Annotated in this window: 7 protein-coding genes and 1 pseudogene; 3 read left to right on the forward strand and 5 right to left on the reverse strand. The window is 72.8% G+C overall.

Annotation, left to right across the window (positions count from 1 at the left end):
• Positions 1-81 precede the first annotated feature (81 nt).
• Entirely contained in the window at positions 82-3,093 is a 3,012-nt protein-coding gene (locus ACFYXM_RS16335; protein WP_389289848.1) for a serine/threonine protein kinase, read from the reverse strand.
• Positions 3,094-3,274: 181 nt separating this feature from the next.
• On the reverse strand, positions 3,275-5,314 hold the full coding sequence (locus ACFYXM_RS16340; protein ID WP_389289850.1) for a serine/threonine-protein kinase: 2,040 nt from the start codon (positions 5,312-5,314) through the stop codon (positions 3,275-3,277).
• A gap of 194 nt (positions 5,315-5,508) precedes the next feature.
• Here ACFYXM_RS16340 and ACFYXM_RS16345 point away from each other — a divergent pair.
• Positions 5,509-6,600 (forward strand): annotated as a pseudogene (locus ACFYXM_RS16345) (serine hydrolase domain-containing protein); the annotation flags it as partial.
• A 272-nt stretch (positions 6,601-6,872) separates the two neighbouring features.
• Here ACFYXM_RS16345 and ACFYXM_RS16350 read toward each other — a convergent pair.
• Entirely contained in the window at positions 6,873-8,579 is a 1,707-nt protein-coding gene (locus ACFYXM_RS16350; RefSeq protein WP_389289851.1) for a glycerol-3-phosphate dehydrogenase/oxidase, read from the reverse strand.
• Positions 8,580-8,898: 319 nt separating this feature from the next.
• On the opposite strand from ACFYXM_RS16350, the gene ACFYXM_RS16355 reads away from it, so the two are divergent.
• Together ACFYXM_RS16355 and ACFYXM_RS16360 are read left to right on the forward strand one after the other, a co-directional pair.
• The gene (locus ACFYXM_RS16355; RefSeq protein WP_389289853.1) at positions 8,899-10,161 is read left to right on the forward strand and encodes a nucleotide sugar dehydrogenase; all 1,263 of its coding nucleotides are present in this window, start codon (positions 8,899-8,901) and stop codon (positions 10,159-10,161) included.
• 132 nt (positions 10,162-10,293) lie between these two features.
• A complete protein-coding gene (locus ACFYXM_RS16360; protein WP_389289855.1) occupies positions 10,294-10,935 on the forward strand; it encodes a hypothetical protein in 642 nt (213 codons plus the stop codon).
• Between the two features lie 151 nt (positions 10,936-11,086).
• On the opposite strand, the gene ACFYXM_RS16365 is transcribed toward ACFYXM_RS16360, so the two are convergent.
• Together ACFYXM_RS16365 and guaB are read right to left on the reverse strand one after the other, a co-directional pair.
• The gene (locus ACFYXM_RS16365; protein ID WP_073786904.1) at positions 11,087-12,211 is read right to left on the reverse strand and encodes a GuaB3 family IMP dehydrogenase-related protein; all 1,125 of its coding nucleotides are present in this window, start codon (positions 12,209-12,211) and stop codon (positions 11,087-11,089) included.
• A gap of 106 nt (positions 12,212-12,317) precedes the next feature.
• On the reverse strand, positions 12,318-13,823 hold the full coding sequence (gene guaB / locus ACFYXM_RS16370; protein ID WP_389289857.1) for an IMP dehydrogenase: 1,506 nt from the start codon (positions 13,821-13,823) through the stop codon (positions 12,318-12,320).
• Positions 13,824-13,966 lie beyond the last annotated feature (143 nt).

Consider the following 13,966-nt stretch of genomic DNA (forward strand, 5'->3'; position numbering starts at 1 on the left):
GGAACCTCGCATCCCCGTGGTGACCGCACTGTGATGCTTGTCGCTCGCTCCGCCTTCTGCCGCGCGGCGGACCGGAAGGGCTCAGCGCGTCACCCGGTAGGAGCCGACGGCCTGTTGGTAGATGTCCGAGACCTCGTCGCGCCGGTTCTCCGGGCCGATGACCTGGACGACGTGGTACCGGCCGTCGACGATCAGCGCGAGATTACGGGCGTACACCTCGCGGCCGTTCGCGTCCTGCCAGGTGAACTGGCCCTCGGCCATGGCCTGCCGGCCGATGTCGATCCGGCGCAGCCCGCTCGATCCCGACCAGTCGGACTCGCGGAACGGCCGCAACTCCCGTTCCTTGTCCGCCTGGTACGCCAGCGGGTCGGCGCCTTCGGTCTCGACCGAGTCGCGCCCGGGGACGACGAGCAGGGTGAACCCGTCGCCTTCGTAACGGATCTGACGGTCCGCGTTGGCGGGGGTGCGCCGCCAGCTCTTGAGGACGCCGACCTCGAAGCCCTCCGGGTCCTCGCGCAGGGCGTATCCGGCGGCGAGGGCCACGGCGGAGCGGGTGGTCTGGGGCTGCTGGGCGCCGCCGGGCCGCGCGGAGGACTGGTCGCCCGATGTCTCCGTGCCGGACCGCGGTGCGCCGGACGCCGACGTGTCCGGGCCGCCGGTGCCGGGTTCGGCGCCGGTCCTGTCGTCCGCCCTGGGCATGAACAGCACGGCGTATCCGACGGCGGCGGCCAGGGCCAGCAGGATCAGCACCAGGAGGAGCCGGCCGAGCCGCCTCGGCGACCGTGCCTCGCCGTACGGTGAACCGGGCGGCGGGGTGCGCAGCGCCTTGGGGCCCTTGGGTTCGCGCGCCGCCCGGGCGGTCCGGGGCGCCTTCTCCGGCCGGGGGGCCTGCTCCTCGCGGGGCGGCCCGGTGCGCTCGGGCCGTTCGCGGGTGTGCCGGTGGCGGCCGTGGGCCGCGCCCCGGCCGAAGCGGCGCCTGCGGACCAGTTCGCCGCGGCGGCGCACGACGGGGAGCCGGGTGGCGTCGGCGGACGGCAGCGGGACGACGTCCAGACCGGCCTCGGGTTCGGGCGCGGACCGTACGAGGGAACGCAGCCAGCCGCTCAGTTCCTCGACGTCCGGCCGGTCGGTGGGGTCCTGGCGCAGCAGCGACTCCACGACGGGGCGCAGCGGGCCGCACTCCTCGGCGAAGGCGGGCGGTTCCCCGCACACCATCTGGACCAGTTCGGCGGCGTTCTCCTCGGGGTACGGGGCGTGGCCCTGGACGGCGCGGTAGAGCAGCGCGCCGAGCGCCCAGAGGTCGGTGGCGGGGCCGATCGGCGGGGCCAGCCGCCAGTTCTCGTGTATGGGCCCGCCCTGTTCGGGCGCCCAGCGCTCGGTGACCGCGCCGACGACGGCTATGCGGGCCTGCCGGGCGCGCTCGGCGGCGAGCGGGGTGCCGGGGCCCCGGTACGGGGTGTCGGCGGCGTGCCCGCTCGTCACGAGGTCGTCCCAGCGGCCGGGGCGGTGCTCCTGCCCCGAGTCGTGTGCCGGGAGCGCCGGGACCGGGGCCGGGCCCCAGGTGTCCGTGTGCGCGGCGGACTCGCCGGTGCCTCCGGCGGGGACGGGGCGGCCGTCCCCGGGGCCGTCGCTCCAGATGCCGGTGAGGTGCATCCGGCGGGCGGGAGGCAGGAGTCCGTCCTCGTCCCCGTCGTCGTCGTGACCGGTGCCGTCGTGGTCGTCGTAGCCACCGGCCTCGTCGCCGTACGAGTCGCCGTAGGGGGCGTCGCCGTACGAGGCCTTGGCGTACGGATCCTCGGCGTACAGGGCGTTGGCGTACGCGTCGCGGTTGTACGGACCGTCGGCGTACGGGGCCTCGGCGCGCGGGCCGTCGGCGTACGAGTCCGCGGTGTCCGGGCGGTCGTCCGGCAGGGCGGGACGCCGTGCCGGGAGCGGAGCCGTGTCCTCCGCGTCACCGGAGGACTCCGCCGTACTGGCGCGGCGTCGCTCCTCGCCGATCCGCGCGGCGGCGCGGGCCCCCTCGCGGTAGGCGGCGACGGCCCCGGCGCGCTCGGCCCGCGACCGCTCGGTGCCGTCCTCCCCGGGCGCGGGCGCCGGGAGCGCGGGGCCCACCGGCCGCCGCACGGCCTCCAGTTCACCGGCCGCACCGCTCCACGCGTCCCGCCGGAACGCGTCTCCGCGCCCGGCGTCGTCGCCGTCCCGGTCCCCGTGCGCGTCGCCGTCTTCGTACGCGTACGCGTCGCCGTCTTCGTACGCGTACGCGTCGTGGTCGCCGTCAGCCTCGTGGGCCTCATGAACCTCGGGGGCCTCGTCGTCCCCGTCCCCGTACACGTCGTGGTCGGCGTCACCGGCCGTCCGGCCCTTCTCGACGGACACCTGTCCGGGCGAGGCCGGCAGCTCCGCCGGGGGCGGCGGCAGGGACGGCCGGGGCGGGGCGAACACCCCGGCCGGGTCCGTCCCGCCCGCCGGGCGGCCGTAGGAGAGTTCCTCCTCGTCGTCCGGCTGGGGCGTCGACACGTACCCGCAGAGCGCCTCCTCCGCCGCCCCGGCCGCCAGGCCGGTCAGCACGACGCGTCCGTCGTCGCAGATCAGCACCGTGCGGACGGTGATGTTGCGATGGGTCCAGCCATGGGCGTGCAGCACCCGCAGCGCGGTCAGCACGTCGGAGCCGATCTCGGCGGCACGGAACGGGTCGAGCGGACGCTCCGCGAGCAGCGCCGCGAGCGGGCGGGCCGCGACGAACTCGCTCACGATCCAGAGCGATCCGGCCTCCGCGAACACGTCGAAGACCTGGTCGAGTCTGGGGTGGTCGGGGATCCGGGCCGCCGCCTGCGCCGCCTCGACGGCCCGCCGCACCGCCGGGTCCGCGGGACGCCGCACGGCCCGCCCGGTGACCTGCCGGACCGAGGGCACCGGGCCCTCCTCGTCGAGCACCTCGGCGTCCACCACCTCGGGCAGCGGCACCTGACGGACCAGCACCTCCTGCCCGCTGTAGGTGTCGAACGCCCGGGTCTCGACCAGTTCGTACTCATCGGACGGAGGCAGCGGAAGGCGGTAGCGGTCGGCGAGCACCCGACCCATGTAGTCGTTCATGACGCCTCCCCAGAGCGTGCCTACCCCCGGCCATGAAGACCACTCGCACACGTCAACCACGTGCGCTCCGCAAGCGGTTGACCGACCGTCCCATCGTGTACGGTCTCAGGCTCTCACGATACGTGGCGCGTGACAGCACCGCGCCGGGGTCGGCACATCCCGGCGCTCCCCCGCCCGCGGGTCAGTCGGTGGACTCGAAGGTGCCGAGCGCGGTGGCGCGCAGGGTCCGGCACTGCTCGTCGTCCCATTCGCTCGCCGGACAACTGATCATGATCGCGTAACCGTGCTTCGCGTCGACCTTGAATCCCCGGTTGAGCACGCGGACCCGCTCGCCCTGCTGGACGCGCTCGAACTGCCAGTCGGCGACCGTCGGATAGCCGTTGTAGTCGACCTCCTTCACGCCCAGGTGGCGGTAGCCCTTGCTGGTGGCCGCGACACCCTTCTTCGCGGCGTTCCAGGCCGCGGCCGCGTCATCGCCGGGTGAATCGGTGTAGTCGACCTGGAGGCGCGGGAAGCCGCCGTCGGTGTTGTAGATGGCTCCGGAGTTGCTGCCGGCCGTGCGGTCGAACCGGAAGTCCTCGGGCATCGCGATGGAGAAGTGGAACTTCTTGTTGGCGACGGCCTTGTAACCGTCGGGCAGCGCGTCGTCCGGCTTGTCGTCCTTCGAACCGTCCGTCCCCGTGTCCGGGCCGTCGCCCTGGCCCTTGTCCTGGCCCGCGTCCTTGTCCTGGTCCGGGGCGCCGCCGTCCGCGGGCTTGGCGCCGTCGCCGCTGTCGGCGTCCGGGGAACTGCCGGAGGCCGCGGCCCCGGCCGAGGTGGCCTTGTCGTTCTTGCCGTTGCCGGCGCTCGCGTCCTTCTTTTCGTCGCCGTTGCCGAGCGTGAGCGCGAGGACCGTGGCGGCGACGGCGAGCACGATCACGGCCGCGATGACGGCCAGGGTGCGGCGCGGCACCACGTCCGTGAGGGACGCGCGGGGCGGGGCGGCCGGGGGCATGGCCTGGCGCTGCGGCGGTACGGCGGCGGTGGCCGCGCCTCCAGCCGCGCCCGCCCTCCTCGCCGCTCCCGCCGCCTCCGAGGAGGACGCGGCGGGCTTCGCGGACGGCCGGGCGCCGTTCGCCGGAGCGGCGGGCGGCGGCACCGAGGGCTTGGGCGGTGCGGTGGCCGGAGTCGCGGCGGCCGGAGTCGCGGCGGCCGGTGCCGCTTTCGCCCCGCGTACGGAACGCAGGGCGCCCCGCAGCCGGTCGCGGGTGCCCTCGCCCGGCTCACCGGACTTCGCTGCCGTCCGGCCGCCGCCCTCGGCGGACTTCCCGGGCAGCGCCATGATCCGGGTCTCCTCGGCGGGCGGCGACACCACCGGTTCCGGCTTCTCGGGGGCGTGGATCACGTCGTCGAGCAGGGCGCGCGCGCCCGCGTCGTCGAGCCGCTGGTCGGGGTCCTTGGCCAGCAGGCCGTAGATGACCTCCTTGAGCGGACCGGCGTTCTTCGGTGGGTCGAGCGGCTCGGTCATCACCGCGGTCAGGGTGGCGATGGCCGACCCCTTGTCGTACGGCGGTGTCCCCTCGACGCTCGCGTACAGCAGGCCGCCGAGCGACCACAGGTCGGCGGGCGGTCCCGGCTTGTGCCCCCGCGCGCGCTCCGGCGAGATGTACGAGGGCGCGCCGACGAGCATGCCGGTCGAGGTGACGGACGGGTCGCCCTCGACCTGCGCGATGCCGAAGTCGGTCAGCACGACCCGGCCGTCCTCGGCGATCAGTACGTTGGACGGCTTCACGTCGCGGTGCAGGATGCCCTCGCGGTGCGCCGAGCGCAGCACGTCGAGGATCGCGAGGCCGACCTCGGCGGCGCGCCTCGGAGTCAGCACGCCGTCCTCACGGATGGCCTCGGCGAGGGACTTGCCCTCGATCAGCTCCATCACGATCCACGGCCGGTCGTCCTCGTCGACCACGTCGTAGACCGTCACCGCGCCGTTGTTGCGGATCCTGGCGATCGCCTTGGCCTCGCGCAGCGTGCGCGTGATCAGACGGCGCTTCTCGTCCTCGTCGATGGCCGTGGGAAACCGCAGTTCCTTGACCGCGACCGTACGCCCCAGCGTCTCGTCCACGGCACGCCAGACCGTGCCCATACCGCCCCGGCCGAGCACCGCCCCGAGCCGGTACCGCCCCGCGAGAAGACGTCCGTCCTTGTCCCGTTGGGGCTCTTGTGCCTGCTCCGCCTCCGACATGCGTCCCCTCTGCGATCAACCCGCCCTGGCAGAGCGTTCATTGTCCCTCACCCCGGGACCGGTCCTGGTGCCGGGTCCGTGGGCCCGGTCGTGGGTCCGGTCCACGGGCCGGTCCTGGTGCCGGGCCGGCGCCCCGGTCGGGTGCCCGGTCCACGGACCCGTCATGATGGGCCCCGAGGAAGGGAATCCCCGCCATGCCGACACTCCGGGCGCTGTTCTCCGTCCCGTTGCTGCTGGCGCTGCTGGGACTGGGCACGACGCCCCTGCACAGGGAACCACACCTCACCCCCGCGGCTTCCCACCTTTCCCGGCTTGTCGCCGAGGGCGGCGCTCCCTCGGCGGCATTGCTGGCCGGTCGCGCCTCCTCGGCACCGTACGGCACCTTCCGCTCGACGGGGCCCGGCATCCGCAGGGTGGACCGGTTCCGGGCCGGCAGCATCACCAAGACCTTTGTCGCCACGGTCGTGCTCCAACTCGCCCGGGAGAAACGGCTGCGGCTGTCGGACTCCGTCGACCGGCTGCTGCCCGGCCTGATCCGGGGCAATGGCAACGACGGCCGCCGCATCACCCTGCGGGCCCTGCTCAATCACACCAGTGGCCTCCCCGACTACACGGCCGACGCCCCGCCCCTGCCCGTCTCCGCCGGTTCCCCCGTCCGGCCGCCGTCCGCCGTCGACACGGTCCGCATCGCCCTGTCCCACCGGCCGACGAACCCTCCCGGCCGCTACACCTACTCCAACACCAACTACGTCGTCCTCGGGCTCGTCGTCCGGCGCGTCACGGGGCACGACTACGCCGAGGAGATCCACCGACGCATCATCACCCCCCTGCGTCTCACCGGCACATCCCTGCCGGGCTCCCGGACCTCGCTGCCCTCACCGCACGGCCGGGGCTTCACGCGCGACCCGGCCGACGGCTCCCTTCGCGACGTCACCGCACTGGACCCGCGCACCGCGGGCGCGGCCGGGGAACTGATCTCCACGCTCGACGACCTGAACCGCTTCTACGCGGCCCTGCTCGGCGGCCGTCTCCTCCCTCCCGCCCAGCTCGCGGACCTCTTCGACACCACCGCCACGCGCGGCGTCTACGGCCTGGGCGTCTATCCGCAGAAGCTCTCCTGCGGCGTCACCGTCTGGGGCCACAACGGGCACATCCCGGGCAGCTACGTCCGGACCGCGGCCGCCCCCGGGGGCCGCCACATCCTGACGTTCCGGGTCGACACGGACAGCCTGGCCGGCGCGCCGGAACTCGAACGGGCGCTGCTCGACGCGGAATTCTGCCCCCGCGCGCACGGCGGCCGAGCCCGCCCCGCCGCGCACACCACCGCACCGAGGCGGACGTTCGACGACCGGGCCTGGGACAGGAAGCCCTCGGGCTGGGGCGGGACAGCCCTCAGAGCCTGTCGGGTGACCTCTGACCGGGCGGCCACGCCCTGGCACGCGCGCTTCCGGTGTTGCCGAAATGCCCTCGTAGCTCAGCTACGAGGACATCCCGGCGCCTTGGAATCGCACGCACCACGCCGCGTCCGCTTTCCGATCGAAGGTCACCCGACAGGCTCTCAGAGGGGCACGATGTCCGGCGCGCCGAGCCGTGCCGCGTCCGCCGTGAGGTCGTCCGGCTGACGCTGCGACTCCCGTTCCGCCTGCACCCGCTTCTCGTAGTGCTCGACCTCCCGGTCGATCTGCCGCTCGTCCCAGCCCAGTACCGGTGCCATCAGCTCCGCGCAGAGCCGGGCGCTGCGCGTGCCCCGGTCGAAGGTCTCGATGGAGATCCGGGTGCGCCGGGTCAGGACGTCGTCGAGGTGCCGGGCGCCCTCGTGCGAGGCGGCGTAGACGATCTCGGCCTTCAGGTAGTCGTCGGCGGCGGGCAGCGGCTCGCCCAGGACCGGGTCGGCGGCGATCAGTTCCAGGATCTCCTCCGTCAGGGAGCCGTAGCGGTTGAGCAGATGCTCGACGCGGACGACGTGCAGCCCCGTCCGGGCGGCGATCCGCGCGCGGGCGTTCCACAGCGCCCGGTACCCCTCCGCGCCCAGCAGCGGGACGTCCTCCGTGACGCATTCCGCCACCCGCTGGTCGAGACCGTGCACCGCCTCGTCCACGGCGTCCTTCGCCATCACGCGGTACGTGGTGTACTTGCCGCCCGCCACGACGACGAGGCCCGGCAGCGGATGCGCCACCGTGTGCTCGCGCGAGAGCTTGCTGGTCGCCTCCGACTCGCCGGCCAGCAGCGGGCGCAGCCCCGCGTAGACGCCCTGGACGTCGTCCCTGGTCAGCGGGGTGGCCAGCACGCTGTTGACGTGTTCGAGGAGGTAGTCGATGTCGGCGCTGGACGCCGCCGGGTGCGCCTTGTCCAGGTCCCAGTCCGTGTCGGTCGTCCCGATGATCCAGTGCCGTCCCCACGGGATGACGAAGAGGACGGACTTCTCGGTCCGCAGGATCAGGCCGGTCGAGGAGTGGACGCGGTCCTTCGGGACGACCAGGTGGATCCCCTTGGACGCCCGGACATGGAACAGCCCGCGCTCCCCGATGAGCGCCTGGGTGTCGTCCGTCCACACGCCGGTCGCGTTCACCACCTGCTTGGCCCTGACCTCGTACTCCCCTCCCGCCTCGACGTCCTGCACCCGGGCGCCGACGACCCGTTCGCCCTCCCGGAGGAAGCCGGTCACCCGCGCCCGGTTCGCCACCCGGGCGCCGTACGCGGCGGCGGTGCGCACCAGCGTCGCCGTGTAACGGGCGTCGTCCATCTGCGCGTCGTAGTACTGCAATGCCCCGACCAGGGCGTCCTTCCGCAGCGCCGGGGCGACCCGCAGCGCGTCGCGGCGGGAGAGGTGCCGGTGGACGGGCAGACCGCGGCCGTGTCCCGACGACACCGACATCGCGTCGTAGAGCGCCACGCCGGAGCCCGCGTAGAACCGCTCCCAGCCCTTGTGCCGCAGCGGGTAGAGGAACGGCACGGGCTTCACCAGATGCGGGGCCAGCCGCTGGAGGAGCAGTCCGCGCTCCTTCAACGCCTCCCGGACGAGCGCGAAATCCAGCATCTCCAGATACCGCAGCCCGCCGTGGATCAGCTTGCTCGACCGGCTCGACGTGCCCGAGGCCCAGTCGCGCGCCTCGACCAGGCCGGTGGAGAGCCCTCTCGTCGCCGCGTCCAGCGCCGTACCGGCGCCGACCACGCCCGCCCCCACGACCAGCACGTCCAATTCGCGCTCGGCCATGGCGGCGAGCGCCTCGGCGCGATCCGCGGGTCCCAGTGTCGCTGTCCTCACTGCTGCCTCCCGGGTGGCTCGGGCTGGTCCGGCACGGGACGCGGCCCGACCGATCGGTCGGACGCCGCGGCCCGCCCCTCGATTCTGTCCGCCGTCCACGACTTCGGCCACCGCCTGTGGACAACCGCGGAGGACAACGGGGGCGGCACGGGCCTCGCGACACCTTACAAATGCTGCATATAGGTCATATTTACGCCTAGTCTGACATTGCGCTGTCCCCAGCGGTTGCGCTTTCTGCTCTCATGGACATGTACCGGCCGGTTACACGGAGGACGCCAACCTCCGTGCCCCGCCCGGTCCGAGGGAAGGACGGTCCCATATGCCCGCAGACCTCGCTGTCATCGGACTCGGCCACCTCGGCCTGCCCCTCGCACAGGCCGCCGTGGCCGCCGGCATCGAAACCGTCGGCTACGACACCGATCCGCGCGCCCACGCCGAACTCGCCGCCGGCCGCACCCCCGTCGAGGGCTCCCTCACCGCATCGGACGTCCGCCGGATGCTCTCGGGGGGCTTCCGGCCCACCACCGACCCGGCCGAACTCGGCCGGGTCCGCACCGCGGTCATCTGCGCCCCCACCCCGCTCGGCGACGACCGCACCCTCGACCTCACCGCGCTCACCGACGCCACCCGCGCGCTCGCCGCCCGGCTGCGCCCCCACACCACCGTGCTGGTGGAGTCGGCCGTACAGCCCGGCACCACCGAGGGACACATCCGGCCGCTCCTCGAAGAGGGCTCGGGGCTGCGCGCCGGACGGGACTTCCTCCTCGCCCACGCGCCGAGCCGCCTCGACCCCGGCAACCGGACCCACGTCCACGCCAACACCCCCAGGGTCATCGGCGGCCTCACCCCCGTCTGCACCGAATCCGCCGCCGCCTTCTACGGACGGCTCACCGACAAGGTGGTCCGCGCCCGCGGGCTGCGCGAGGCCGAGATGACGAAGGTGCTGGAGACCAACTTCCGGCACGTCAACATCGCCCTCGTGAACGAGATGGCGGTGCTCTGCCACGACCTCGGGGTCGACCTGTGGGACGTCATCCGGTGCGCCGAGACCAAGCCCTTCGGCTTCCAGGCGTTCCGCCCGGGGCCCGGCGTCGGCGGACACGGCGTCCCGGTCGACCCGGGACGCCTCCCGTACCACAGCCGCACCCCCGGCCACCCGCTGCGCATGGTCGCGCTCGCCCAGGAGATCAACGACCGGATGCCGCAGTACGTGATCCAGCGCTGCGCCACCCTGCTGAACGAGCACGGCAAGTCGGTGCGCGGCGCCCGCGTGCTGCTCCTCGGCGTCACCTACAAGCCCGACCTCGCCGACCAGGAGGCGTCCGCCGCCCGGGAGATCGCCTCCCGGCTGCTCGACATGGGCGCGCAGACCGGCTACCACGACCCGTACGTCCTGGACTGGCGGGTACGGGACCTTCCCGTCCCGCGCGCCGACTCGCTGTACGAGGCCGCGTCGAACGCCGACCTCACGGTGCTGCTCCAGCACCACCGCACGTACGACCTCCAGGGTCTCGCCGTGAAGGCCCAACTGCTCCTGGACACCCGGGGCGCGACCCCGGCGGGGGCCGCGCACCGGCTGTGAACCAGGCATTCCGGGGGCTGCGGGAGCTTCGGGGTCTTCAGGGATTCCGGTAGGCGATGTCATAGCCGACTGCTAGCCTGCGGCGTCACTTCTCGCACAATCGTGCGCTTCCGCTCCAAGGGGGATCCCACCATGAGCCAGCCCGTGCCGCCGCCGGACCAGCAGCCCGGCTCCCAGCCCGTCGACGGCAACCCGTACGCCGCCCAGCAGCCCGGCGCCCAGCCGGGAGACGGCAACCCGTACGCGGGCCAGCAGCCCGGGGCCCCGACCGGCAACCCGTTCGCCGGTCAGCAGGCCGGTGCCTACGGCCAGCCCGGCCAGCCCGGCCAGCCCGCCCCCGCGTTCGGCGGCGCGCCCTTCGCCCCGCCGGCGCCGCCCCGCGACAAGGTGGCCCTCGGCCTCGTCGCGGCCGTGGTCGCCGCGCTCGTCGGTGCCTTCCTGTACGGCGTCATCGCCGGAGCGATCGAGCGCGAGGTCGGCTACATCGCCATCGGCGTCGGCTTCCTCGTCGGCTTCGCGGCGAGCAAGGTCGGCGGGCGCAACCCGATCCTGCCCGTCGTCAGCGCCGTGCTGTCCGTGGGCGCCGTCTACCTCGGCCAGCTGATCGGCATCTCGATCATCCTGTCCGACCTCGTCCACCAGTCCGCGTCCACCCTCTTCATCGACCACTTCGACGCGCTGACGAAGGCGTGGAGCGAGGGCTCGGACTTCATGACCTACGTCTTCCTGCTGCTCGGCGCCATGGCGGCCTTCGGTGGCGCCAAGAAGGCGTGACCGGGACGGCGTGCCCACGAAGGCGTGATCGAGAAGGCCTGATCGAAAAGGCGCGCCCCGCCGGACATGGGCGAAGGCCCCGGAACCCACTGCGGTTCCGGGGCCTTCGCCCATGTGCGCCCGCCGGAGGCGACCGGCGGACGCGAGACGGTCAGCGGCGGTGCTGCGAGTCCGCCACCGTCACCTCGACGCGCTGGAACTCCTTGAGTTCGCTGTACCCCGTCGTCGCCATCGCCCGGCGCAGCGCACCGAAGATGTTCATCGAGCCGTCCGGCGAGTGCGAGGGACCGGTGAGGACCTCCTCGGTCGTGCCGACGGAACCGAGGTCCACCAGCTTGCCGCGCGGCACGTCCTCGTGCACGGCCTCCATGCCCCAGTGCCGGCCGCGGCCCGGCGCGTCCGTCGCACGGGCCAGCGGGGAGCCGATCATCACGGCGTCCGCACCGCAGGCGATGGCCTTCGGCAGGTCGCCGGACCAGCCGACGCCGCCGTCCGCGATCACGTGCACGTACCGGCCGCCCGACTCGTCCATGTAGTCGCGGCGGGCCCCGGCCACGTCGGCGACCGCCGTCGCCATCGGCACCTGGATGCCGAAGACGTTGCGCGTGGTGTGCGCGGCGCCCCCGCCGAAACCGACGAGCACACCGGCCGCACCGGTACGCATCAGGTGCAGGGCGGCGGTGTAGGTGGCGCAGCCGCCGACGATCACCGGGACGTCCAGCTCGTAGATGAACTGCTTGAGGTTGAGCGGCTCGGCCGCGCCCGACACGTGCTCGGCGGAGACCGTCGTACCGCGGATGACGAAGATGTCCACACCCGCGTCGACGACCGCCTTGGAGAACTGGGCCGTGCGCTGCGGGGAGAGCGCCGCCGCGGTGACGACCCCGGCGTCGCGCACCTCCTTGATGCGCTGCCCGATCAGTTCCTCCTGGATCGGGGCGGCGTAGATCTCCTGGAGGCGGCGGGTGGCGGACTCGGCCGGCATCTCGGCGATCTCGTCCAGCAGCGGCTGCGGGTCCTCGTACCGGGTCCACAGCCCTTCCAGGTTGAGGACACCGAGACCGCCCAGCTCACCGATGCGGATCGCGGTCTGCGGGGAGACCACCGAGTCCATGGGGGCGGCCAGGAACGGCAGCTCGAAGCGGTAGGCGTCGATCTGCCAGGCGATCGAGACCTCCTTCGGGTCGCGGGTTCGGCGGCTCGGAACGACGGCGATGTCGTCGAACGCGTATGCCCGGCGGCCGCGCTTGCCGCGCCCGATCTCGATCTCAGTCACGATGGTGTGGCCTTTCCCTCTATGTCTGCGCTGTCCAGTATCCCCGACACACGGCGGAGGGGCGGTCCCGGGAGTTCCCGGGCCGCCCCTCGGCTGCGCTGACGCGTTACTTCCTGCTGTAGTTCGGCGCCTCGACCGTCATCTGGATGTCGTGCGGGTGGCTCTCCTTGAGACCCGCGGAGGTGATCCGGACGAAGCGGCCGTTGGCCTGGAGCTCCGGCACGGTGCGGCCGCCGACGTAGAACATCGACTGGCGCAGACCGCCGATGAGCTGGTGGACGACCGCGGAGAGCGGGCCGCGGTAGGGGACCTGGCCCTCGATGCCCTCGGGGACCAGCTTCTCGTCGGAGGCGACACCCTCCTGGAAGTAGCGGTCCTTGGAGAACGACTTGCGGTCGCCGCGGGACTGCATCGCGCCGAGCGAACCCATGCCGCGGTACGACTTGAACTGCTTGCCGTTGATGAAGAGCAGCTCGCCCGGGGACTCCTCGCAGCCCGCGAGCAGCGAGCCGAGCATCACGGTGTCCGCGCCGGCCACCAGGGCCTTGGCGATGTCGCCGGAGTACTGCAGGCCGCCGTCGCCGATGACCGGGACACCCGCCTCCTTCGCGGCGAGCGAAGCCTCGTAGATCGCGGTGACCTGTGGGACGCCGATACCGGCGACGACGCGGGTGGTGCAGATGGAGCCGGGGCCGACGCCGACCTTGATGCCGTCGACACCGGCGTCGATCAGCGCCTGGGCGCCGTCACGGGTGGCGATGTTGCCGCCGATGACGTCGACGCCGGACGCGTTCGACTTGATCTTGGCGACCATGTCGCCGACCAGCCGGGAGTGGCCGTGGGCGGTGTCCACGACGATGAAGTCGACACCCGCCTCGATCAGCGCCTGGGCCCGCTCGAAGGCGTCCCCCGCGACACCGACGGCGGCGCCGACCAGCAGCCGGCCCTCCTTGTCCTTCGCGGCGTTCGGGTACTGCTCGGCCTTGACGAAGTCCTTGACGGTGATGAGGCCCTTGAGGACGCCCGCCTCGTCGACCAGCGGAAGCTTCTCGATCTTGTGACGGCGCAGCAGCTCCATGGCGTCCACGCCGGAGATGCCGACCTTGCCCGTGACCAGCGGCATCGGCGTCATGACCTCGCGCACCCGGCGCGAGCGGTCCGGCTCGAACGCCATGTCGCGGTTGGTGACGATGCCCAGCAGCTTGCCGGCCGCGTCGGTGACCGGGACGCCGCTGATGCGGAACTTGGCGCACAGCTCGTCGGCGTCGCGCAGGGTCGCGTCCGGGTGCACCGTGATCGGGTCGGTGACCATGCCGGACTCGGAGCGCTTCACCAGGTCGACCTGGTTGGCCTGGTCGGCGATGGAGAGGTTGCGGTGGAGCACACCGGCGCCGCCCTGCCGGGCCATGGCGATCGCCATGCGGGCCTCGGTGACCTTGTCCATCGCGGCGGAGAGCAGCGGGACGTTCACCCGCACGTTCTTGGAGATGTACGAGGAGGTGTCGATCTGATCGGGCGCCATGTCGGACGCGCCGGGCAGCAGCAGCACGTCGTCGTATGTCAGCCCGAGCGTCGCGAATTTCTCGGGCACTCCGTCGACGTTTGCAGTCATGACACCTTCCCCAAATGGCCTTGATCGGTGCGGATGTCCATGCTAACGGCCTTCGCGCGTGTCTCATTCCACGTGCAAGATCACCTACAGGTTCTGTAGGTTCGTACGGGACCGGAGCGGCACGGATCGTGCACGAACGGTAC

Origin of the sequence: Streptomyces sp. NPDC002476 (genome assembly GCF_042889785.1) — a bacterium.
Classification (GTDB): Bacteria; Actinomycetota; Actinomycetes; order Streptomycetales; family Streptomycetaceae; genus Streptomyces.